Source organism: [Phormidium] sp. LEGE 05292 (assembly GCF_015207735.1).
Lineage (GTDB): Bacteria > Cyanobacteriota > Cyanobacteriia > Cyanobacteriales > Aerosakkonemataceae > Floridanema.
Genome location: NZ_JADEWG010000045.1, coordinates 21420 through 44227, shown reverse-complemented (window position 1 = coordinate 44227; position 22808 = coordinate 21420). Strand labels below are relative to the sequence as shown.

The following is a 22808-nucleotide window of genomic DNA, read 5'->3' as shown; positions in this document are numbered from 1 at the left end:
CTCCCCATCCCCCCATCTCCCCTGTTCCCTCTTTAAACTTTCCTCGTCCGATACTCCTAGCCTGTGCCAGAATGGGTTACGTATAAACAGATAATTTAGGTTATGTCACAGAAACAGGGACAGGGATTCGGCTTCGGTTTGGGCAAAATGAAGGAATTAGCCGAAGCTTTTAAGAAAGCTCAGCAGGTTCAAGAAGGCGCAAAGAGGCTGCAAGAAGAATTAGAGCAAATGGAGATTGAAGGGCAATCTGACGATGGTTTAGTTAAGGTTGTTCTTAATGGTAATCAGGAACCACAGCGGGTGGAAATTTCCCCGGAAGCTGTGGCCCAAGGTGCAGAAGCTCTGTCTGCGATCGTTACTTCAGCAATGAAAGATGCCTACACTAAATCAACCGCTACCATGCGAGAACGTATGGAAGAGTTGACTAGTGGGCTCGATCTTCCCGGACTTTAAGGGGTAGAGGAGATGGAGGGATGGGGGGAAATAATTTAACTAACTACCTCTTCAACTCCCCCTATCTCCCTACCTCCCCACCTCCCCACCTCTTCTTCCCAGTACCCAGTACCCAGTACCTAGTCCCCAGTGCCAATCTCTAGAGGCTGGGAGTTTTGCCTGTTTCCGCTTGGCTGGGAATGGGTTGAATGTCTGTGTAGCCCATGTTTTCGGCTGCTGTACGTAAAACGGAAATTTGCCCTTCAAAGTCGAGTTTTTCGACTAGTCCTAAAGCGTCATTAATCGGTTGAGTTGCTTGGTAATCATTTGGTAAATCTACCACTTTGTCGCCCATTGCTTGCGCCCAAGCAAACCAAACCATCAGCTGATTATTTTGTTTCAAAGTACCGTAAGCACGGGAATATTCTGTATCTTCACGATTCACTATTTCGCGCATAATTGCTAATTGGCGATCGTTATCTAATTCATAGAAATCGCCTAAAAGTTTGGGCGCTAATTCTGGATCGGTTGCAGTTGGGGCTGCTGGGGTAATTGAGTCGCCCATTTTCTTGTATACGTAATAGAGTAGGGCTAACTTTTCGTCTGTATTTAGCGCGTTAAAGGCATCGACAACTTTTAGAGATTCTTCTGATAGCGCTTGAGACTTAATGGTGTTTTGACCTAAAACCATAGTTTTCCTTCCCATAAATTTGACTACTTCAAATTAAATGAATAACAAGCTTGATAGTATAAAATCCCCTGGCTATAGATAGAGTTTTAAACATACTTAGAAAGCGAATAATTTTCTCTCAAAAGGTGGATTTAGGATCTATCGGAAGAGAGTCAGAATAGCAAGGATAGCTCCTTTATGCTTGGTGTGGAAGTCTAGAAAACAGGAAATGTAAAGATTATGTCTGAAAAAGTAACTCCTCAACCTAACCAAGCGCCTACTCATGATGCTCAATTAGCTGCGGAAAATATGGTGAGTGGTGAAGAGCAAGCACCTGCTGTAGATACAGAAGCTGACTATGAAGCATCTAAGGCTTTTAGTACTAGTAAAATCGATCGCACTGGCGAAGGTACCCAAGCAGCAGTAAAGGCGACAGCACCCAATTTAGAAGTACCAAAACCCCAAGAAAGTGCGCCTAAAGCAGAGGCTACAGGTAATCCAGATGATTATTTAGATATGGCTAAAGATGTTAATCCTGCGGCTGAAAGTGTGGGAAATGTTGATGATGAATTAGTGGAGAAAGCTTTGAAAAAAGGTGAAGCTGCTAAGTAATCAGAGTTGAGACTATCGCACCACTGGCGCAATAGTCTCAATTCCCGTAATCTAGATATTATTTAAAGTTTTACAACATCCATCTTTCGGAAGAATTAAAACCTATTTATAATTAATATTATCTAAAATCACACGGGGCTACTCAAGCCCTAGTTTTAAATTTCCCAAATGAATAATGAAAACTATACAAACTCCTTAACTAATGGATTGTCTGGTCAAGAAATTTACCAAAAAATTAGCAATAATATTCAAAAAGTAATGAAAGGGCAATCAATAGCAATCAGGAAGCTATTGTCAGCCTTTGCTAGTGGTGGTCATGTTTTACTAGAAGATTATCCCGGAACAGGTAAAACTACTTTAGCAAAAGCCTTAGCATTTTCTATTGATGTGACCTTTAAACGGATTCAATTTACACCCGATCTTTTACCTTCAGATATTTTAGGTGTTTCTATATTAGAACCGAGCAATAACTCTTTCCATTTCCATGAAGTTAAAGTCAAAGGAAAATCACCACAAGAAATAGTAAATAGCGTCGATAGGTTTTTTCTCAAAAATTTTACTTATTCGCTGCAATTAACAGGTCAAAATAATTATGCAACACCTGTGTCAACATTTTTACTAAAAAATCGTGCTGGACATTGTGAATATTTTGCGACAGCAACTACACTTTTGTTGCGTGCAGCAGGTATACCAGCGCGTTATGCTGTGGGATATTCAGTGCATGAGTTTAGTAATTTAGAGAATCAATATATTGTACGAAGTCGTCATGCTCATGCTTGGACAATGGTATATTTAAATAACCGATGGCAAGTGTTAGATACAACTCCTGCTGATTGGACAAATATTGAAGATGCAGCGGCTGATAAATTATCATTGATAACTGATTGGTGGTCGCTGTTGAGCTTCCGAATTTCCAGATTTTTGAGAAGTAGCAACGAATTAAAGTATGTTTGGTGGTTAATCTTTCCTTTGGTATTTATTTTAATCTGGAGAGGTGGGCAAAAAAAAGGTGTGCGGCGGTTGTCGAGGAAAAATATATTATCAAAACCTACTGTTAACTCTGGGTTAGTTAAGAAGAATTCGGAATTTGATTTAATAGAAAAAGCTTTAAACGAGTTAGGATTAAACCGTTATCCTTCTGAGTCTTGGAAGAACTGGATTAATAGGTTGAAAGAAGATTCAGTTGGAGGGGATTTAGTTAATGATATGATTCCAATTATTGAGCTTTATTATCGCGATCGTTTCGACCCAGCAGGAATTAAAGAAAGTGAAAAAACTATCTTAAAATCTACAATCAAAGCGTGGCTAAATAAATATCATCAAGCTTATTATCGGTAGTATTGTTTGTTGTAGCGACTTTAGTCGTACATTTCTTAGATAAAAGCACTGAAGTGCTTACAACGAACCTGTTTGTTGTAGCGACTTTAGTCGTACATTTTGGATAAAAGCACTGAAGTGCTTACAACGAACCTGTTTGTTGTAGCGACTTTAGTCGTACATTTCTTAGATAAAAGCACTGAAGTGCTTACAACGAACCTGTTTGTTGTAGCGACTTTAGTCGTACCTTTTGGATAAAAGCACTGAAGTGCTTACAACAGACTTTCTAGGTATTTGTATCGGTATAAATATTAAATATAAGCTCAACCAAATTAACTGGTTGAGCATTAACTTTTAGAGGACTTTTGAGCGTATTCCGGCGATCGGCAAACATAGCAGCTTTGTGGAATTAGAAACATAAGCTCTTTGCCGGAAAACATCGTAGTTATTCCGTTCGATCGCATTTAAGATTCTTTGATACAACATCAAAGCTGCCCAAATAGGCCAACGGGAGTCAGAACTGAGGGCGCGAATGCCCTTTTCTGCTAATACGAAATACTTGCGTGCCCGTTGAATTTGGAAACGCATTAATTCCCGCCAGCGATCGTCAACTACGCCGTTAAATAAATCGGCTTCCGTGTAATTAAACAAAGCCAATTCTTCTAAGGGTAGGTAGATGCGTCCCCGACGGGCATCTTCTCCAACATCGCGGAGAATGTTAGTTAATTGGTTGGCTATTCCTAATGCGATCGCTTCTTCTGTAGGAATATAAACTTCTCGATCTTTGTTCCAAGGGGCAGTGTAAATAGTCCGATCGACACCGATGACAGCAGTAGACATTAACCCAACTGTACCAGCGACCCGATAACAGTAAAGATTGAGTTCTTCAAAAGTCTCGTATCGACTGCGGTATAAGTCCATCCGTTGACCTGCAATCATATCCCGGAATGGTTGAATGTCCATCGGGTAACGTTGCAGGGTATCAACTAAAGCCACATCTTGATCGTCTTGGGGAATGCCAGCGAAGACAGATTCTAGCTGTTCTTCCCAGCGATCGAGAGTTTCGTCGGTGGTGTTGACTGATTGGGGGCCATCTACGAGTTCATCTGTACGACGGCACCAAGCATAAATAGCCCAAATTGCCCGACGCTTGGCCTCCGGCATTAGTAATGCGCCTAAATAAAAGGTCTTGGCGTATTTAGCTGTTATTTGACGACACAGTTCGTAGGATTGCTCCAAAGAGGCCAGCGTTCTCATGCGAGGGTAATTAGACAGTTGCAGCATTTGTCGCAGGCTGGGAGGTTATTGGGGTTTTGTGTACCTTTTTTGCTGTTTGCGGGTTTGCTTCAGCGATCGCCTGCGCTGTCAGCTTACCAGAAAGTACGGCACCTTCCATACTGCCTAAATAACGTTGCATGGTATAACTACCTGCAAGATAAAAATTATTAATAGGTGTAGTTTGGGAAGGACGGTGTTGTTGACGACCTGGAATTGACTTGTAGACTGAGCGCGGCGTTTTTACAATGTGATATTTCAGCAATTTGGCTGGCTTATCACTGTCAAAGTGGTGGGGGAAGAGTTTTTTCAACTCTGTCATCGTCGCTGCTACGATGTCTGCTTCGGAGCGATCGATCCAATCTTTCGCGGGTGCTAAAACAAGTTCTAGCATCGAGCGATCGGGATTGGCATATTCCCGGCAGGTATTACTCATGTCGGCGTAGACGCTGAGTAAATCGGAACGGGAAAATAGCAGTTGATCGATGTCTGTCAGTTTGCGATCGAACCACAAATGTAAATTAATTACAGGCACACCTTCCAAACCTTCCAGCTTTTGGAAAAATTCCATCTGCTGCCAAGGCTTAGGTAACATCACTTTTACCACATCCACAGACATCGCAGAAACATAAATATCTGCCGTCAAAATTTCATCGGGTGCGCCGTTGAGTCCGCGAATCACAAAATGTTTTACCGTGCCATCTTCGTTGAGGACAATTTCCTTGAGTGGCGAGTTAATCCGAACTTCGCCCCCACGTTGGGTAATATAGTCCGCTAAAGGCTGACACATCCGTTCGGTAGGCGATCCGTCCAAAAAGGCTATTTTCGAGCCATAACGCTCTTGCAGGAAGCGATTAAGCGCAGTTAGAGGAATGGTAGCGGATACTTCATCAGGATTAATGAAGGTGAGAGCTTTGGAAGCGGCGATAAAGATATCAGTGTTTACTTTTTCGTCCACACCTTGCCTTCTCAGCCATTCCAAAAGCGAGTATTTGTCCATTTCCTCGACGTACTTTTGTCCCCGAACTACAGCCGGAAGTAGTCCAATGGCAAAACGAATTTTCTGCTCCCAAGTGAGCATATCGTTATTCCGCAGAATGGACAAAATCACATTGAAGGGTGCGGGGATATCGGGAACATCAAAACGGGAATATGTTCCAGGTTTTTCTGGTTGGTTGAAAATTAGTGTATGTTCTTTCCACTGGAGCCGATCTTCGATGTCCAATTCCTTGAACAGTTGAAGCATATTGGGATAGGCTCCAAAGAAAGCGTGTAATCCAGTTTCGTACCAGTCGCCATCTTTGTCTTTCCATGCAGCCACTAATCCTCCTAGTACGTCTCGGCTTTCTAGGACGATCGGGGTGTGACCGACATCTGTGAGATATTTAGCGCAGGAAAGTCCTGCTAGACCTGCTCCAGCGATCGCAACTCGCATTCGTATGGTTTTACCCTTAATTTTGCTTGCTTCTTTATCGGTCTCATTATACTTTACAGTCCGTTACATTTTGCAAGAAATATGGGGATTGGGGATTAGGGACTGGGGACTGGGATTTTTTACCTGGATTAATCAGCCTTTTTTAATATTAGGACAACGCAATTATAAACAGATTTTGATATTCTTCATCAGGAATCTTCAAATTTGCTTTTCCTGCTTCCTGTATTGTAAGAACATCGTGACCTAAATCTCTGAGTAATTCCACCACCCGCTTCGGGAATTATTCGTCTGCATAAAAACGTGCCATCAGTTAATCTTCCTCATTTTTGCGGATGGCTATTTCAATTTCTTCAGGAAATGCTTCTGCATAAGCCCAAGCATTTGTTAAGTCAGCAGCCGATATAGTTGGATAATCATATAAAAGTTCTGTATCAGTGATACCTATACGACGTGCATTTACAAGTATCCAAACTGGAATACGAGTTTTGGCGATACAAGCTTCACTGCCACACACGCCAGGAGTTTTTTCAATGCCTTGCCAAGTGTTACTTAAACTTTGGGCTAATAGTTGAATTGCTTGGGCTTTTTCGGCGGGTGTTAAGGCGAGGAGTTTTGGTTCTAATTCTTTAAGTGTCATAAATAGAATTGTTAAAACAATAAGAAAATATCTATTTATTATTTTAGAGGATGAGACGCGCGATCGCATTTCCGAAATCCCTGAATATTGGGATGATTACAACGGTGGTTTGTACTAAAAAAACGGGTGGGTATTGCCCACCCTAATTGTTAATTAGTTACTTCTCTATCCAACCAATCAACCAAATCAGCAACCTCCGAAAAATCTAACAACGCCTCACCTAAATCTTCCAATTTTTCAGTCGATAAATTGCGAATTCTTACCTCTAAATCAGAAGCAACGCCACCAAGACGACGGTTAATCAGGCGCAGAATTAAGGACAAAGCTTCTTGCTGTCGTCCTTGCTGTAATCCTTGTTCTAGTCCTTGCAGTTCCCAACTGGTGACTATTTCCATAACTTCCTCTCTTTCAGATGGTTCAATGGTACTAATCTCTGTTCGGAAAATCCTTTCCTCCTCAGCTGTTAGGCGTAAATAGGTATCAACAAACCCGGAAATTAGCTTCATTCTTGCTCTATCTAGCCTTAATGTAGCCATTAAGCGCAGACATTCAGCTTTTACTCTGGGTCTATCTGACGATGCTATTTTCATTTTTGCCATTAACGCACTAGCTACCGGATTTTGGTAACGCAGAAAATCTCGCCAATTGAGGCGATTTAGCTGAATTACTCGATAATTAAACTCCAACACCCGAAAGTCGGGAAAATCAACTTGGTGAAAAGTTGGTTCTGGACGTTGTGGCACGTCGTAGGAAAATAAAGCAATGGGATAAACTGGCAAAGCGTGTTTTTCGTACAATCGAGCAAAGTAGCGAAACATTCGTTTGCTAAAGTCGCCTCTTGCTTCTGATTGGTGTTCGGTATGAATCAAGAAAAATGATTCTTCACCTCGAAATCTCACTTTTGCCACTAAGTCGGCTTCGTATTGTTCGCCTGCGGTAACATCAGTGAAAATCTCCTTATCCAAAAAAGTCAGCGAGTCACGTTCCAGATATGCTGCAACTTCAGGGAAAAATAACTCGATGAACTCGAAAAAGAAGGTTGTTAGTAGTTCTTTGAATAAACGATCGTGGTCAATCATCGCTAGATGCTACACCTAGATGTGAAAATCATATAGCGATCGCCAAGATGATAAAGACCTGATTAACTCCTAAAACCATTGCTTTTTTACCTTCTGCCTTCTGCCTTCTGCCTTCTGCCTTTTAACTTCTGCCTTCTCCCGATGTATCTGCCCTTGTCGAGATAGAATAATTCCAGCAATAGTTCTCAACATTATTTAATAAAGGCGAGGAGAACAGTAACGCATGGGAAAGGTAGTCGGCATTGACTTGGGTACAACAAACTCAGTGGTAGCTGTAATGGAGGGTGGCAAACCCTTAGTAATTGCCAATGCCGAAGGAATGCGGACTACTCCCTCTGTAGTTGGCTTTAACAAGGATGGGGAACGTCTGGTAGGGCAAATGGCGCGGCGACAAGCGGTGCTCAACCCGCAAAATACGTTTTATGGGGTAAAGCGGTTTATCGGACGTAGATATACGGAAATTAGCCCAGAGTCGAAGCGAGTGCCTTATACGATTCGCAAGGATGAACAGGGAAATATTAAAATTAAGTGTCCTCGTCTAAGTAAGGATTTCGCGCCTGAAGAAGTTTCGGCAATGGTGCTCAAAAAGTTGGCAGATGAAGCCAGTCGTTACTTAGGACAGCCAGTTACAGGGGCAGTAATTACGGTTCCGGCATATTTTAACGATTCGCAACGGCAAGCGACAAGAGATGCAGGAAGAATTGCAGGTTTAGAAGTTAAGCGGATTCTTAATGAGCCTACGGCGGCAGCTTTGGCTTATGGTTTAGATAAGCGAGACAATCAAACTATTTTGGTGTTTGATTTGGGTGGTGGCACTTTTGATGTGTCGATTTTAGAAGTTGGTGATGGTGTTTTTGAGGTCAAGGCGACTAGCGGCGATACTCAGTTGGGGGGGAATGATTTTGATAGTAAGATTGTTGATTGGTTGGCAGAACAATTCTTAGAACAGGAAGGAATTGATTTAAGACGCGATCGCCAATCTCTGCAAAGATTAATGGAAGCAGCAGAAAAGGCAAAAATTGAGCTTTCTGGTGTTAGCGTAACTGAGATCAATTTACCATTTATTGCAGCAACGGAAGATGGCCCGGTACATTTGGAAACTCGGTTAACACGATCGCAATTTGAAGGCTTATGCACCGATCTAGTTAGCCGCCTCCGTAGACCTGTAAAACGCGCTTTGGCTGATGCCAATATGTTGCCGGAAGATATCGATGAAGTGGTACTTGTTGGCGGGGGAACGCGAATGCCAATGGTACAAGATTTGGTGGCTAGTATTATCGATCGCGAACCAAATCAAAACATCAATCCTGATGAAGTTGTCGCCGTTGGTGCAGCAGTTCAAGCAGGAATTTTGGCAGGAGAATTTAAAGATATCCTGTTATTAGATGTGACTCCTTTATCTTTGGGATTGGAAACGATCGGCGGCGTAATGAAAAAATTGATTCCCCGCAATACGACAATTCCAGTGAGAAGATCCGACACTTTTTCGACCGGAGAAAACAACCAAACAATGGTAGAAATTCACGTTCTCCAAGGAGAACGGGAAATGGCAAAAGATAATAAATCTTTGGGTCGATTTAAGTTATTAGGAATTCCACCCGCGCCCAGAGGAATTCCCCAAATTCAAGTGGCTTTCGATATCGATGCCAACGGAATTTTGCAAGTCACAGCCTTAGATAGAAGCACAGGTCGAGAACAAACAGTCACGATTCAAGAAGCTTCGACTTTGAGTGAAAGTGAAGTGCAAAAAATGATTCGGGATGCGGAAGAATATGCCGAAATAGACCGTTTGCAAAGAGAGAGAATTGAAAAACGCAATCGTGCCGAATCTTTAGCAACTCAAGCAGAAAGACAACTGCGAGAAGTAAGTATAGATTTGGGAATGCAGTTTGCTAATGAATATCGTTACCGCATTGAAAGTTTAGTCCGCGAATTACGCGATTATTTAGCGAGAAATGATGATGCGGGAATTGATAGAAGTCAAGCAGATTTGCAGGATATTCTCTATGAAATGAATCGGGAAGTGCGTCTGCGTTATACCGAAGAAGAAGACGATTTATTCGGATCGATTCGTCGTGCTTTCTCTGGCGATGATGATGACGACTTCGACTTTAGAGACCGAGACAGAGATAGACCTTATTACGGTAATAATAATCGAGATTATGACGATCGCCGTTATGACGATCGCCGTGAAGTGATTCGTGACGATCGATCGTATTATAATTCAGGGTCTAATCGTTCTCGCAATACTTCTGATGGTATTGGTACAGGTCGAAGAAGCCAACAACCCCAAAGACAAGATTGGGATGATGATGATGACGATGATTGGTTCTAATTTGTCATAGTAAATAGTCACCTGTCATTGGTCAATGGTATTTCCAATAATAAACAAATGACCAATGACAAATGACAATAATCCAATGACAAATAACCAATGACAAATGACAAATAACTATGGAAAACTTTAGAAACTATTACGAAATTCTGGATGTTCCCAGAGAAGCATCAGCAGAAGAAATCAAAAAAGTCTACCGGAGACTAGCTAGACAATATCATCCCGATTTAAATCCGGGAAACAAAGAAGCGGAAGAAAAATTTAAAGATATTGGTGAAGCTTACGAAGTCCTTTCCGACACCGATAAACGTGCAGAATACGATCAGTTTAGCCGCTATTGGAAACAAAGAGGATTTGCCGGAAATCGATCGGCGCGTGGTGGCAAAAGTTGGTTTAATGGTAATCGTGATGATAAAGATGATGACTATTACAGTCAGTTTACCGAGTTTGGTCAATTCATCGATGAACTACTAGGACGCAGTAACAAAAAAGTCCGGGTAGCGACGGGAGATGACATGAATTCCCGCGATAAAGACACAGAAGATGAATTTCGTCCAGGTAATACTAAAGTTAGTTACACTGTCCCTTCTCGTCCTAAACGCAAAGATATTGAAGCACGATTAACTTTACCTTTAGAAAGAGCTTACACTGGGGGAGTAGAAAGAATTCGCTTAGAAGATGGGCGCAGTTTAGAAGTAAATATGCCGCCCGCAATGGTAACAGATCAACGGATTCGTCTCAAAGGTCAAGGCATTGGTGGTGGCGATCTTTACCTGAAAATTACTGTTACTCCCCACTCATTTTATAAGTTGGAAGGTGCAGATATTGTTTGCCAATTGCCCATTACTCCCAGTGAAGCAGTTTTGGGCGCACCAGTGCAAGTGCCAACTTTAGATGGACGGGTAAAAATGAACATTCCCCCTGGTGTAAAATCAGGCCAAAGATTGCGCCTTGCTAATAAAGGTTATCCAATGGAAGATGGCAGTCGGGGAGATCAATTGCTGGAAATTCAAATTGTGATTCCGAAAGAGATTAGTTCTAGGGAACGAGAACTTTATGAAAAAATCCGCCAAATTGAAACCTTTAATCCCCGTGCGGATTTACCCGTTTAGTGTAAGGTGCGTTACGCTAAGGCTAACGCACCATCAAACTATAACGAACTTCACGTTTTAATTGTAGTTACAATCAAGTATAAAGTTAAATAACATAATATCCAGTCGAATTATGACTTTGGGAAATCTGCGCGACCTGTATCAACAGGTAATTCTAGAACGTTATAAAACACCCAGGCACAAGGGTAAAACTAATCCAGTGCATCGATACCAGAAAGGGCATAATCCTTCCTGTGGCGATACTATTGAATTGACGTTGCAACTAAGTGATGCTGGCGACAAGATTTTAGATGCCAAATTTGAGGGTGAAGGTTGTGCAATTTCAATGGCTTCTGCTGATTTAATGGCGGAAGCTTTAAAGGGAAAAACTGTTAAAGAAGCTTTGGAAATGGTGGAACGTTTCCAACAAATGATGAAAGGTGAGGCGGAGTTTCCCAAGGAGTTGCGAAAGTTAAATGTTATGCAAGGGGTTGCCCAATTCCCTGTGCGAATTAAATGTGCTAATCTGACTTGGCACGCGCTAAAAGCGGCGCTGCAATCATCTGCTGATGCCGAGTCAAATGGCTTTATCAGCAATGAAAAAGAGGAAGCTTAATTGCATTTGGTCGAGATTTTAGCTGGGGATTTTTGTGTGGTAATTATACCAATTTCGCAGGAAAATTATACACCTTATGTAAGGGCGGGTTTTGTTCAGAGATTGTCTGTAAGACACAAAGTTTGTCTGCTCTCACCCGCCCTTACAAAATATGTGTTGTATTTTTATGGGAAAAAGGTATTCATCAGAAATCTAAAATCCAAAATCTAAAATCTAAAATCTAAAATCTCTAGAGGGTTTATGCTAACAACAACTGATTTTTTAATTGCTAGTAAGTGGGCGGGTATTCTAACTTTAGGTTGTGCGGCTTTGACTTTACTAGCTTTTGTTTTAAAGTGGGGATTTCGGTTTCGATTTGTTGGTGCTACTGGGTTTATGGGGGTGTTGACTGGTGGTTTATTTGCTTTGAGTTTGGGACTTTTCTCCCATACAACTATTCCCGGTGCAATTCGTTATTCGGTTGTTTTTGATAATGGGGCAACTTTAGCTTCGATCGCAGTTCCACCCACAATTACTCAATCTGAATTAGATGCAACTCTGCGTCAAGCAGCAGCAGATTTGTTTTCCTATGGCAGATTGGGTAGTGATAGTTTAGTAATTCGCGCCCGGACAATGGTTCATCCAGAAGCAGGGGTTTCTCAACCGTTAATTTTGGGTGAGGTGAGGCGATCGCTAACTAACGGCGAAAATGATAATTTTGCAGTCAAAATCTACGCTGAAAATCTCGCTAAATTACCAAAGCCAACTGCTTAATACAAGCTTGTTGAAAACTTTGTTATCAGGACTTTAGTCCTATAAATTTAAAATTTACACAGAAAAGGGGTTTTTTGACGAAAGTAAGTCGATAACCCCTTTTCTTGAATGGGTAGCAGTTTATTAGATTACTAATCTACCTTCAAGCAATGTATCTTTAATCCTGAGTTGCCTCGGCAGAATCAAGTAACCGAGTGTTTGACAATTCACTTAAGAGTGCCTGACGTAACTAACTATTTTGGTCATTGACAAACTTTGGGAAGTTAGCTTTTTGATTTTTATATTGATTTATATTTTTTGCCGTCAGGCATGATCGCACTTTCAAGAAAAGCAACACTCAACTCTAAATCGCTCACTTTAGCACCTTTAAGATTAGCTCCAGTTAAGTAAGCACCCTCCAAATTAGCACCACTTAAACTAGCATTTTTCAAATTAGCACCACTGAGGTTAGCTTGAGTTAAATCTGCACAAATTAAGTTAGCGTTACTAAAATTAGCACTACTAAGATTAGCCTGATTCAATTTCGCAAAACCAAAGTTAGCATGACTAAGATTAGCACCACTAAGTTTGCTCTGATTGAGGTTAGCATTGTCTAAGTTGGCGTAACTTAAATTAGCATTAGTTAAATCCGTTGCACTTAAATCAGCTGAACTAAGATTAGCTTTGGGAAGATTAATATCTACTAATTCTGCACCAGGAGTGTCCAAACCTCGCAAAGAAACACCATCTTCATTTAAATCTTGCAGTGCTAAAACTCTGGCGTAGCTAACTTTTACTCCATGTGCTGCATCAATTGTACTCCAAGCTTGGTAGTGAAATTGCTTGCGGCGATCGGGTGCTTCCTTAATAAATAAAACTAAGGCAATTACTAAACTTAAAACATCAGCACTTTCCAAAATTTCTGAAACTACAGAATTTTCATCAGCAAATAAATACACTAAAATAAACAATAAAGCTGCACAAACTGCAACTAACCAAGCAGGTAACACCCAAAAAGCATCAACAAGTTTTTTCGGAATATTAATGAAAGTTGTAACCCACTTCCCAATAGTAGCTTTTTCTTGCATTTCAGGAGATTTTTGTGGCTTTACTTGCGGTTGATTTACTTTTACTTCCGTAGGTTTTTCTGTTGCTGTTGCTGCGACTTTTGGTGAGGATATTTCATTTGCACCCTTGATCATTTCAGCAGTAATAGATTGATAAGCAGCTAACCAAGCTTGCTTAACTTCAGGAGTCCAATCAGCTTGGAGATATTGTTCAAAAGTAGTAAGTAAAGCTGTACCAACAGGGCCATAATACTTAGGAATTGCTCCATAACTAACGTGCCTAGCCCCTAAAGCATTCAGTACTGCTCCTACGTTTTCTGGTTGGCGGAGATTTTCCACGACTAATACCAAAGAATTTAGCAGCTTTTTGTACTGATTTGTCATATCAGTTTGAGCAAACAAAGGTTTGACTTCTGGATTAGCTGCAAATAAGTTTTCGTAAAAACTCACCACAAATTCATTGGCATGAGGTTTAATTTTATCGAAACTTTGTTCCAATAATTCTATAGGCAATTCTGGTTTCTGAGAAACAGATGTTTTTACAGTAGTTGGTGTAGTAAATTCTGGCTGTTCGGGAGTAACTTTTGCTGCAAATTCTACTCCTGCACCTTTTAACATTTGAGCAGTAATAGCTTGATAAGCAGCTAACCAAGTTTGCTTAACTTCAGGAGTCCAATCTGTTTGAAGATATTGTTCAAAAGTAGTAAGTAAAGCTGCACCAACTAGGCCATAATACTTAGGAATTGCTCCATAACTAACGTGCCTAGCTCCCAAGGCATTAAGTACTGCTCCTAAGTTTTCTGGTTGGCGAATATTTTGCACAACTAATACTAAAGAATTCAGCAGCTTTTTGTACAGATTTGTCATATCAGCTTGAGCAAACAAAGGTTTGACTTCTGGATTAGCTGCAAATAGATTTTCGTAGAAACTTACAACAAATTCATTGGCGTGAGGTTTAATTTTCTCGAAACTTTGCTCTAGCAGTTCTACATTTAATGACATCTTTATGACCCAGAATTGATTAGTTATTTTGTTTATTTTCCAGATTCTATAAATTCAAATCTGCTAATTCTTGGTAAAGTTTAGCCATGAATTCTGCTGGATCTTTGATGCCCATTTCTCCTAAAGCTTTCCATTGACTAGCGCTGTAATCTAAATCAATTCCCATGATATCTTGAGTCCAATAAGGTAAATTAGATGGATTTTCCATTAGCTCGTAAGTTAGCTTGAGAATTTCTACTCCTGAATTGTTTTCTCTAGCTTTTGTTGCTAAACAGAAAGAAAGTAATTTAGCTAAATTGCTTTCTGGTGGAATTGAAATGAGAAATGCCATTTTTTCGGCTAAGACAAACTTATCCAATTTCATGAATCATCCTTTTCTTATTAATAAATTTATTATCTCAAAAATCCGTTCTTTTGTAATTGTCACCTTCTGAAAGCCTGATATTGCAGCTTCCGCACATCAATTTATAGTTGACAAAATATTACACTAATCCTGAGTAGCTTAGCTATCAATAAAAATCCTTGAAGTACTCGCCAAGCTACCCAAAATGTTTAGTTATTTACTACATTTTAAAGTGCGAAATGTGGGTTCTAAGAAGATACTTTGGCTGCACCTTGTAACATCAAATCAGTAATTGCTTCAAAAGCATCTGTCCATGCTTGCTTAACTTCAAGAGTCCAATCCTGCTGGAGATACTGCTCAAAAGTTGTTAGTAATGCTTGCCCAACTAAAGGGTAATGTTCAGGAACGGTTCCATATTTGATATGTTTAGCTCCTAAAGTTTTAAGAGTTTCCCCTAAAACCTCTGGCTTCCGTAAATTTTGTACTACCAAGACTAGTGCAGCTAACAAATGTTTACGTTGCTCAACCATATTAGTTTGGGTAAATAACGCCTTTGCTTCTGGGTAAGCTGTAAACAGGTTTTCGTAGAAACTAGCTACAAATTCCTCTGAGTGAGGTTTTATTTGTGCAAAACTTTGCTCTAACAGTTCAACATTTAAAGACATATTTCTCTATAACCCAATATTACTCCACAACAATCTAAACATATTTTAGAGAAAATTGTTCTAAACCAAATAATAATTTAATCTTACAAGTTTTCAAAGTTTTTTTGGCTCTCTTGTACTTGTAGTGGAAAACTCTAGTTTTGGAGACTGGGAACTGGGATTACTTAGAGATGATTCAATCAAAAAAACCAGATTAACTAGCAGCGTTAAGGTTAGCAACCAACCCATAAACTGATACGTAATCTTCTAACTCTTGTAAGTCAACAGTGCCATTTTTATCACTGTCGAGAATGTGGAAAAGATAATCAGTGATCTGTGTTCTGACTTCTTCAGGGCTACGTTCGCCTACTGTTAAGTCTTCAATCATTCCTAACAGTTCAAAAATCTCGCCTTTATCCAGTGCCTTACTGCCGTCTTTATCCAATTGAAGGAACAGTTTTCTGATATCTTCTGTTGCCATTCTTGAGGATTTCAATGTTTCTCGTAATATATCATTGCTAAAGAGATTCATGAACAAAATTTGCTCAATTAATGGAATGCAGAAGAACCCCAGTGCTGCCCAAAAAGCGGCATATTTTAAAGTATCTGGGTTGGGAACTACACTAACTGCGCTCATAAATAGTGCAGCCCACAGGAAAAAGTTGGGATTCACTAATAGAATGTAAGCGTCTTGTGCTTCAGATCTGATGATTTTGCCATTGGAAAATATGTATGTTAAGGCAGCAGCTAAACGCATGAAGACAAAGACTACTACTGCTAGTGCTAGTTGTTGTAAACAAGCTAGCGATCGCTCAGGCGCATCTGAAGTAAATAAGTCGGAAATAATCGTATATGGAGTAAACTGAAAGCCTGTAAATAAAGCCATAATTGCCACAGCTAAAACCCCGATAAATTTCCAGTTTTTACTGTGGTGATTTGATTCTACAGGAGATTTACTCCGCCAATATTGTGCGATCGCACCGGGAATCGCTAAACCAACAATTAAAATGACAAAGAAAAAGTTTAAACTGTCAACTTTAATTGGTAAAGGCGCAAGCGCAAATGTCACTATCAACGCCAAAGGTGCAACTATCGACAACAACCGAGACAACACCGCTGAGGGATAAAGATTACCTCCCCAAAGAACTGATAAAACTGGCGAAGTCAAAGCTGGTGGTACCATCCAAAATAACACCCACAAAATTTTGTACAAGTCTGCTGGACTTTGATACAAAATTCCCGAAAATATTAAAAATAGTCCGATCGCCCATCGAACAAACATCCAACCATAGACAATAGATTTTACAGTCGGAGTTACTTTTCCCCTAGTTCCAGCGAAGTCAATATCTAGATAAGTGTAAAAAGTTGAAACTGCCAAACAAGCAACAATTAACCAAGTAAAAACGCCCGGAGGCAGCTGATAATTAGAAGCACTAAATGCTCTCGCCAAACTGCCAACTAAAAATGACACAGCATAGAGCAAAATCGCCCACATAATCGAAAGATCGTTGAACTTTTTCCGTAACTCCGCACTACCGCTAGATTCTTTATCACGGAACTTAGTCAATTCTTCCTTACTCAAAGCCTTACCATTTGGCAATTTCAAATGTTTATAAGCCGTTGGTGGTAAGCCACTTAAATAAAGTGCTAAAGGCTCCAAAACATATTGATGGCACACTACGAGAACATCTTCGCCTCGTTCCAAATGGGGAACAACTTTTTCCCGATAGAAACTAGCAGCCCTCGCATAAACTTGGTCTATTTTTTCCCCAGCCGGAGGTGCTTCGTTATGGGAATGTAACATTTCCTCGAAGCCTTCATAGCCAAGAGCAAGCCGCAACAAATTTAAATTTCTCCCGGCAAAAATGCCAAAAGATTTCTCACCAATGCGATGATCGATATTAATCGGAATATCAGGTGATTTCAGAGATTGACTTACATCAACTGCAATTTGACAAGTTTGCCGCGCCCTTCTCATGTGGGAAACATATACAGCATCAAATTTGATGCCTCTTTTTTTAATATCCAGTCCCGCACGACGTGCTTGTAACTTACCAAATGCTGTCAGTCCAACATCCAGCACTCCTGCAAAAATATTGCGTTCGTTGCTAGTACTCTCGCCATGCCTAATAAAATATACTTGCCCTGTTTTGCGCTCTTTTTCTATTACCCGATCGGCATTTTCTGTGGGTAAATTTAGCGAATTATCAACTTGTCCCATGATTTTTTTTGTTTGAAGTCGAGACTTTTTATTTAAAATAAAACTTTCTTTGCAACTGCAAAGAAATTATATAATTACTAAAATAAATTAACATTTTTTGCCATCAATAAGTATTAAGTTATGATAATTTTTATGTTATAAATTACCAATTTTAAAGTTAATGTTATAAGCAATTTAATTCTTTGTTTAGAGGGAGAAAACTGTAGCCGCCACCTGCACATTTGGGGACTACTTTAACTAATTTATACCCTGGTTGATTGGGATTTTCTTGGCGATCGCCTCTTTCAAGTTCAATCACTAAGGCTTTCTGACAAAATCAACAACAAATCACGACTGTGGATGCTGAATTTGATGCAATCTTTGGAGAATGACTTTGGCATTTTTGGGGCGTTTATGAGGAAAGTATTCCATCAGCCAATTAATCAATGCCACCAAAGATGAAGAAATAGGATATTTGGTATTTTTATTATACTTATGCGATCAAAAAAGTTGATGATGGGGTCAATAATCCAGCAATTTTGCAGGCATATCCAGAAGTAAAAAAAGCTTTGGACTCCCTTGGTAAGCCCCTTAATGCTAATAAAGCCTTGGTTTTGACTAATGAAGGATGGTCAACAGGCGAAAAGTAAAGAATTATGAGCAGTTGACACTCAGGCGAATGCACCCGCATTCGACCTGAATTTTTCCTTAAATGTAACCAAAAGTAAGCTTTTGTTGCAACAAGTACAATAATCCAATCGGCTAACCGTAGTATAATACAAATTATACCATTGTGGAAAAAATAAAACTGTTCAGTAAGGTGCGAAATGCTTTGCTACCTCTTTGAGAATAATAGTGATTACGAGCAAGGAGCGCCATACTTGCAGAAAATTTTTACCACTGGGATGACAGCTAAAAAATTGAATTCAATAGCTCATAAGGAGAACAAAATGCGAATTGCTCGTAATGTTACAGAATTGATTGGACACACCCCGCTAGTTGACTTAAATCGAATTCCTCAATCAGAAGGATGTCTAGCGCGAATTGTTGTCAAACTGGAAGGGATGAACCCAGCTGCTTCTGTTAAAGACCGGATTGGCGCAAGTATGATTCAAGTAGCAGAAGAAGCGGGATTAATTGAGCCTGGAAAAACCGTTTTAGTCGAACCAACTTCCGGTAACACAGGCATCGCTTTAGCAATGGTAGCAGCTGCCAAAGGTTACGAATTAATTCTTACCATGCCGGAGACAATGAGCATGGAAAGACGCAATATGCTCAAAGCTTATGGTGCCACATTAGAATTAACTCCAGGCGTGGAAGGAATGCGGGGAGCAATTAAACGTGCCGAAGAAATTGCTGCTACTATTCCTAATGGTTATTTGTTGCAACAATTCCGCAACCAAGCTAATCCCAAAATTCACCGAGAAACCACCGCTGAAGAAATTTGGACTGACACAGATGGAGAAATAGATTTTTTAATTTCTGGTGTTGGGACTGGTGGTACTTTAACCGGAGTAGCCGAAGTAATTAAAAAGCGAAAACCAACTTTTAAAGCAATTGCAGTTGAACCTGTGAATAGCCCAGTTCTTTCTGGTGGAAAAGCTGGCCCGCATAAAATTCAAGGTATTGGTGCTGGGTTTGTTCCCGAAGTTTTGCGAGTGGAATTAATTGACGAAGTAATTCCAATTTCAGATGATGAAGCGATGTATTTTGGTCGCCGTTTAGCCAGGGAAGAAGGTTTGCTTTCTGGTATTTCTTCCGGTGCCGCTTTAGCAGCAGCAATTAAAGTTGGTAAACGGGAAGAAAATGCAGGTCGTTTAATTGTGATGATACAACCAAGTTTTGGCGAACGTTACCTAAGTACACCGTTGTTCCAAGAACCACAAGTTTTGGAAACTGCCAAGTTGTAGGAGATGGGGAGGTGGGGGGAAAGAGATGCTTAATGATTCTTCTATAGTTTGCCATTGCAAGGTATATCTCCCTCTTGAGCCAATTATTTTCTCATCCGAACATGAATTAGCCCTGCCCCATCTCCTATTCCCTCTTGTTATGGTTTTCATAAGCAAGCTGAGGCATCCCGAAGGGCGAATTATCTGTAAAAATAAGTAACAAATGTCCTTTTGCCAAAGTGGTAACAACTAATTGTGTTTGTTCTTAGCGGCTATGAATACTTACTGGGCTTCCTAATCATTTGCAGCCTAGTCCCAGCTTTAGCTCTGACTGCATCGAAACTACTGCGCCCCAGCCGTCGTGGGCCAGAGCGTCGCACTACTTATGAATCGGGGATGGAACCAATTGGCGGAGCCTGGATTCAATTCAACATTCGCTACTATATGTTTGCTTTGGTCTTCGTGGTCTTTGACGTGGAGACGGTTTTTCTTTACCCTTGGGCTGTCGCTTTTAATCGTTTGGGACTTCTAGCCTTTATTGAAGCACTGATCTTTATCGCAATTTTAGTGGTTGCTCTGGTTTACGCATGGCGCAAAGGAGCCTTGGAATGGTCATGAATTCAAATCTCACAACTACAGATGCCAATTTTGAGCAACAGCTAAAAGAAAAGATTCTCAACCCGGTTGAGCGTTCTTCTGTTACTCAAGAACTTTCGGAAAATGTCATTTTAACTACGGTTGATGACCTCTACAATTGGGCTAGGCTTTCGAGTCTGTGGCCTTTAATGTTTGGTACGGCTTGCTGCTTTATTGAATTTGCGGCGATGATTGGTTCTCGGTTTGACTTCGATCGCTTCGGTCTAGTTCCCCGCGCTACCCCTCGTCAAGCTGACTTAATTATTACCGCAGGCACGATCACCATGAAAATGGCTCCGGCTTTGGTACGGTTGTATGAGCAAATGCCGGAACCTAAGTACGTGATCGCTATGGGTGCTTGTACGATTACAGGCGGAATGTTCAGTGTTGACTCCCCGACGGCAGTGCGTGGGGTGGATAAACTGATTCCTGTGGATATTTATATCCCTGGCTGTCCTCCCCGTCCCGAAGCGATTATGGATGCGATCATTAAACTGAGAAAGAAAATCAGCAATAATTCCATCCAAGAACGGGGAAGCTTGGTTCAAACTCACCGTTACTACAGCACAACTCACAAAATGAAACCTGTGCCAGCGATCTTAGATGGTAAGTATCTCCAATCTGATACTCGCTACAATCCACCAAAAGAATTGACTGAAGCGATGGGTATGCCTGTACCACCAGCACTTAAAGCAACAGAAAAGGAGGTTTCTCGTGGCTGATGAATCTCAAGCACCAGAAACTTCGACTCTGGTAGAAGCTGGTAAAGTTTCTCGCTGGTTGACTGAAAATGGTTTTGAACATGAGTCTTTAGAACCAGATCGTCGTGGCATCGAAATTATTAAGGTTGAGCCGGATTTCTTGCTTCCTTTGGCTACTGCTTTGTATGCTTACGGGTTTAACTACCTTCAGTGTCAAGGTGGTTATGATGTTGGCCCCGGACAAGAGTTGGTCAGTTTTTACAATCTGATTAAACTCAGTGATAATGCCGATCGTCCAGAGGAAGTGCGTTTAAAGGTATTTTTACCCAGAGAAAACCCCAGAGTGCCTTCAGTTTACTGGATTTGGGCAAGCGCAGACTGGCAAGAACGGGAAACCTACGATATGTACGGGATTATTTACGAAGGACACCCGAATTTGAAGCGGTTGTTGATGCCGGAAGATTGGGTGGGTTGGCCTTTACGTAAGGATTATGTCTCTCCCGATTTTTACGAGTTACAGGATGCTTACTAAAGCTAACCAAAATTCTCTCTACCCCCTATTTTGGGGGTTTTTTAATTTTTGATTCTGGTGTATTTAGTAATTAGGTTTACTTATCACCATCAGTACGGGAGAATCCCCGGATTTGGCATCAAACAATAGAATATAAGGAAAGAATATAGTACTAATCAGTTATGTTAGTTTTGAACAAATAGCAGAGTCTTCAATCTCTGCTTCGTATTTTCTCTTTGGTTAAGGTAATGAATAGTAATTTAATAAGTTCCTCGAAAGCAGATATTATGATTGTGGATGATACACCAGATAATATTCGTTTTTTATCCACTCTGCTTCAAGAACAAGGTTATAACGTGCGGAAAGCTATTAGTGGGAAAATGGCTTTAACTGCTATTAGGACTATTTTGCCTGACTTAATTTTATTAGATATTAATATGCCGATAATGAATGGGTATGAAGTTTGTCAGGAATTAAAGAATGATGACACAACTAAAACAGTGCCGATAATTTTTATTAGTGCTTTGGATGATGTAACTGATAAAGTTAAAGCTTTCCGTTTGGGTTGTGCAGATTATATTACTAAGCCTTTTCAAATGGAAGAAGTTTTGGCGCGAATTCAAAATCAATTAGCTATCAAAAATTTGGAAAGTCAGCTGCGATCGCAAAATGACCAACTACAAAAGACTTTAGTGGAACTCAGAAATGCCCAAGCAGAAATAATTCAAAAAGAAAAAATGCTCGGTTTAAGTCAACTTGCTGCTGGCATGGCGCATGAAGTTAATAATTCCATTGGGTTTATTGCTGGGAATATTGAATTTGCTCGTCGATATGTCAAAGATTTACTCAATTTAATCGAGCTTTATCAACAAGAGTATCCCCAAGCAACTCCTGTTCTAGAGGAAGCACTAGAAGAAATTGACCTGGGATTTCTGGTAAAAGATGTGGAAAAAGTGCTGAATTCGATGCAAACGGGAGCAGAACGAATTTCCACAATGAATTTAGCATTACGAATTTTTTCTCGATTGAATGAATCTGATATTAAACCTGTAAATTTACATGAAGGAATTGATAGCACTTTAGTATTATTACAGCAAAGACTGAAACCAGAAGGACGAAACTGGGAAATTAAAGTAGAAAAAAATTATGGGCATTTCCCATTAATTAATTGTTATGCTAGCTTGATGAATCAAGTATTTTTAAATATTTTAAATAATGCGATCGATGCTTTAGAAGCTAAATGGGAAAAAGCCGATCATATATCGATTATGCCTACAATCTGGATTGCTTCAGAATTAATCGATCGGCAGAAGGCAATCATTAGAATTAAAGATAATGGAACAGGAATTCCTGAAAACATCAGAGAACATTTATTCGACCCATTTTTTACTACTAAGCCAGTTGGCAAAGGTAGCGGTTTAGGATTATTAACTAGTTATCAAATTATAGTAGAAAAACATAAAGGTAATTTGACTTATGAATCTACGTTAGGAGAAAGTACAGAATTTTTTATAGAAATTCCTGTAAATTTAATACCAATCTGAAAAAATCCAAAGATTCAGATGACATACTTTCTTAATTATT

At 40.2% G+C, this 22808-nt stretch carries 23 protein-coding genes; 12 read left to right on the top strand and 11 right to left on the bottom strand.

Annotated elements, in window-relative coordinates; translation table 11 throughout:
- Nucleotides 1-102 precede the first annotated feature (102 nt).
- Nucleotides 103-453: a YbaB/EbfC family nucleoid-associated protein gene (locus IQ264_RS14780; protein ID WP_193981549.1), complete on the top strand. Its 351-nt coding sequence runs from the start codon at nt 103-105 to the stop codon at nt 451-453.
- Nucleotides 454-592: 139 nt separating this feature from the next.
- Here the strand turns inward: IQ264_RS14780 and IQ264_RS14775 are convergent, their stop codons facing one another.
- Nucleotides 593-1123, bottom strand: coding sequence for an orange carotenoid protein N-terminal domain-containing protein (locus IQ264_RS14775; protein WP_193981548.1), 531 nt, complete (start codon nt 1121-1123; stop codon nt 593-595).
- A gap of 219 nt (nt 1124-1342) precedes the next feature.
- Between IQ264_RS14775 and IQ264_RS14770 the strand changes: the two genes are divergently transcribed.
- A complete protein-coding gene (locus IQ264_RS14770; protein ID WP_193981547.1) occupies nt 1343-1714 on the top strand; it encodes a hypothetical protein in 372 nt (123 codons plus the stop codon).
- Nucleotides 1715-1882: 168 nt separating this feature from the next.
- A complete protein-coding gene (locus tag IQ264_RS14765; RefSeq protein WP_228061546.1) occupies nt 1883-3052 on the top strand; it encodes a transglutaminase domain-containing protein in 1170 nt (389 codons plus the stop codon).
- A gap of 333 nt (nt 3053-3385) precedes the next feature.
- Here the strand turns inward: IQ264_RS14765 and crtB are convergent, their stop codons facing one another.
- The 5 genes from crtB to IQ264_RS33440 form a co-directional block, all read right to left on the bottom strand.
- The gene (gene crtB / locus IQ264_RS14760; protein ID WP_193981546.1) at nt 3386-4315 is read right to left on the bottom strand and encodes a 15-cis-phytoene synthase CrtB; all 930 of its coding nucleotides are present in this window, start codon (nt 4313-4315) and stop codon (nt 3386-3388) included.
- Nucleotides 4299-5741: a 15-cis-phytoene desaturase gene (pds, locus tag IQ264_RS14755; RefSeq protein ID WP_193981545.1), complete on the bottom strand. Its 1443-nt coding sequence runs from the start codon at nt 5739-5741 to the stop codon at nt 4299-4301. Before pds ends, crtB begins: the two co-directional genes overlap by 17 nt.
- Before the next feature lie 310 nt (nt 5742-6051).
- Entirely contained in the window at nt 6052-6378 is a 327-nt protein-coding gene (locus IQ264_RS14750) for a DUF433 domain-containing protein (protein WP_193981544.1), read from the bottom strand.
- 149 nt (nt 6379-6527) lie between these two features.
- The gene (locus IQ264_RS14745) at nt 6528-7457 is read right to left on the bottom strand and encodes a DUF4351 domain-containing protein (protein WP_193981543.1); all 930 of its coding nucleotides are present in this window, start codon (nt 7455-7457) and stop codon (nt 6528-6530) included.
- Nucleotides 7458-7526: 69 nt separating this feature from the next.
- Nucleotides 7527-7649, bottom strand: a complete 123-nt coding sequence (locus IQ264_RS33440; RefSeq protein WP_265583046.1) for a hypothetical protein — start codon at nt 7647-7649, stop codon at nt 7527-7529.
- A gap of 31 nt (nt 7650-7680) precedes the next feature.
- Between IQ264_RS33440 and dnaK the strand changes: the two genes are divergently transcribed.
- From dnaK to IQ264_RS14725, 4 genes are all read left to right on the top strand, one after another.
- A complete protein-coding gene (dnaK, locus tag IQ264_RS14740) occupies nt 7681-9792 on the top strand; it encodes a molecular chaperone DnaK (RefSeq protein WP_193981542.1) in 2112 nt (703 codons plus the stop codon).
- 119 nt (nt 9793-9911) lie between these two features.
- Nucleotides 9912-10904: a DnaJ C-terminal domain-containing protein gene (locus IQ264_RS14735; RefSeq protein WP_193981541.1), complete on the top strand. Its 993-nt coding sequence runs from the start codon at nt 9912-9914 to the stop codon at nt 10902-10904.
- A 112-nt stretch (nt 10905-11016) separates the two neighbouring features.
- Complete coding sequence (gene sufU / locus IQ264_RS14730) at nt 11017-11499, top strand: Fe-S cluster assembly sulfur transfer protein SufU (RefSeq protein WP_193981540.1); 483 nt, start codon at nt 11017-11019, stop codon at nt 11497-11499.
- Nucleotides 11500-11739: 240 nt separating this feature from the next.
- Nucleotides 11740-12252, top strand: a complete 513-nt coding sequence (locus IQ264_RS14725; protein WP_193981539.1) for a Ycf51 family protein — start codon at nt 11740-11742, stop codon at nt 12250-12252.
- A gap of 278 nt (nt 12253-12530) precedes the next feature.
- On the opposite strand, the gene IQ264_RS14720 is transcribed toward IQ264_RS14725, so the two are convergent.
- The 5 genes from IQ264_RS14720 to IQ264_RS33435 all read right to left on the bottom strand — a co-directional run bounded on the left by IQ264_RS14720 (nt 12531) and on the right by IQ264_RS33435 (nt 17806).
- A complete protein-coding gene (locus IQ264_RS14720) occupies nt 12531-14300 on the bottom strand; it encodes a globin domain-containing protein (RefSeq protein WP_193981538.1) in 1770 nt (589 codons plus the stop codon).
- Between the two features lie 46 nt (nt 14301-14346).
- A complete protein-coding gene (locus IQ264_RS14715) occupies nt 14347-14664 on the bottom strand; it encodes a hypothetical protein (protein ID WP_193981537.1) in 318 nt (105 codons plus the stop codon).
- Nucleotides 14665-14891: 227 nt separating this feature from the next.
- On the bottom strand, nt 14892-15308 hold the full coding sequence (locus tag IQ264_RS14710) for a globin family protein (protein WP_193981536.1): 417 nt from the start codon (nt 15306-15308) through the stop codon (nt 14892-14894).
- Nucleotides 15309-15501: 193 nt separating this feature from the next.
- Entirely contained in the window at nt 15502-17508 is a 2007-nt protein-coding gene (locus IQ264_RS14705; RefSeq protein ID WP_193981535.1) for a histidine phosphatase family protein, read from the bottom strand.
- A gap of 163 nt (nt 17509-17671) precedes the next feature.
- Complete coding sequence (locus tag IQ264_RS33435; RefSeq protein WP_265583045.1) at nt 17672-17806, bottom strand: hypothetical protein; 135 nt, start codon at nt 17804-17806, stop codon at nt 17672-17674.
- A gap of 631 nt (nt 17807-18437) precedes the next feature.
- Between IQ264_RS33435 and cysK the strand changes: the two genes are divergently transcribed.
- From cysK to IQ264_RS14680, 5 genes are all read left to right on the top strand, one after another.
- Nucleotides 18438-19397: a cysteine synthase A gene (gene cysK / locus IQ264_RS14700; protein ID WP_193981534.1), complete on the top strand. Its 960-nt coding sequence runs from the start codon at nt 18438-18440 to the stop codon at nt 19395-19397.
- Between the two features lie 234 nt (nt 19398-19631).
- A complete protein-coding gene (ndhC, locus tag IQ264_RS14695; protein WP_193981533.1) occupies nt 19632-19994 on the top strand; it encodes a photosynthetic/respiratory NAD(P)H-quinone oxidoreductase subunit C in 363 nt (120 codons plus the stop codon).
- The gene (locus IQ264_RS14690) at nt 19991-20734 is read left to right on the top strand and encodes an NADH dehydrogenase subunit K (protein ID WP_228061549.1); all 744 of its coding nucleotides are present in this window, start codon (nt 19991-19993) and stop codon (nt 20732-20734) included. Before ndhC ends, IQ264_RS14690 begins: the two co-directional genes overlap by 4 nt.
- Nucleotides 20727-21245, top strand: coding sequence for an NAD(P)H-quinone oxidoreductase subunit J (locus IQ264_RS14685; protein ID WP_193981531.1), 519 nt, complete (start codon nt 20727-20729; stop codon nt 21243-21245). Before IQ264_RS14690 ends, IQ264_RS14685 begins: the two co-directional genes overlap by 8 nt.
- Nucleotides 21246-21472: 227 nt before the next feature.
- On the top strand, nt 21473-22768 hold the full coding sequence (locus tag IQ264_RS14680; RefSeq protein WP_193981530.1) for a hybrid sensor histidine kinase/response regulator: 1296 nt from the start codon (nt 21473-21475) through the stop codon (nt 22766-22768).
- Nucleotides 22769-22808: the final 40 nt, after the last annotated feature.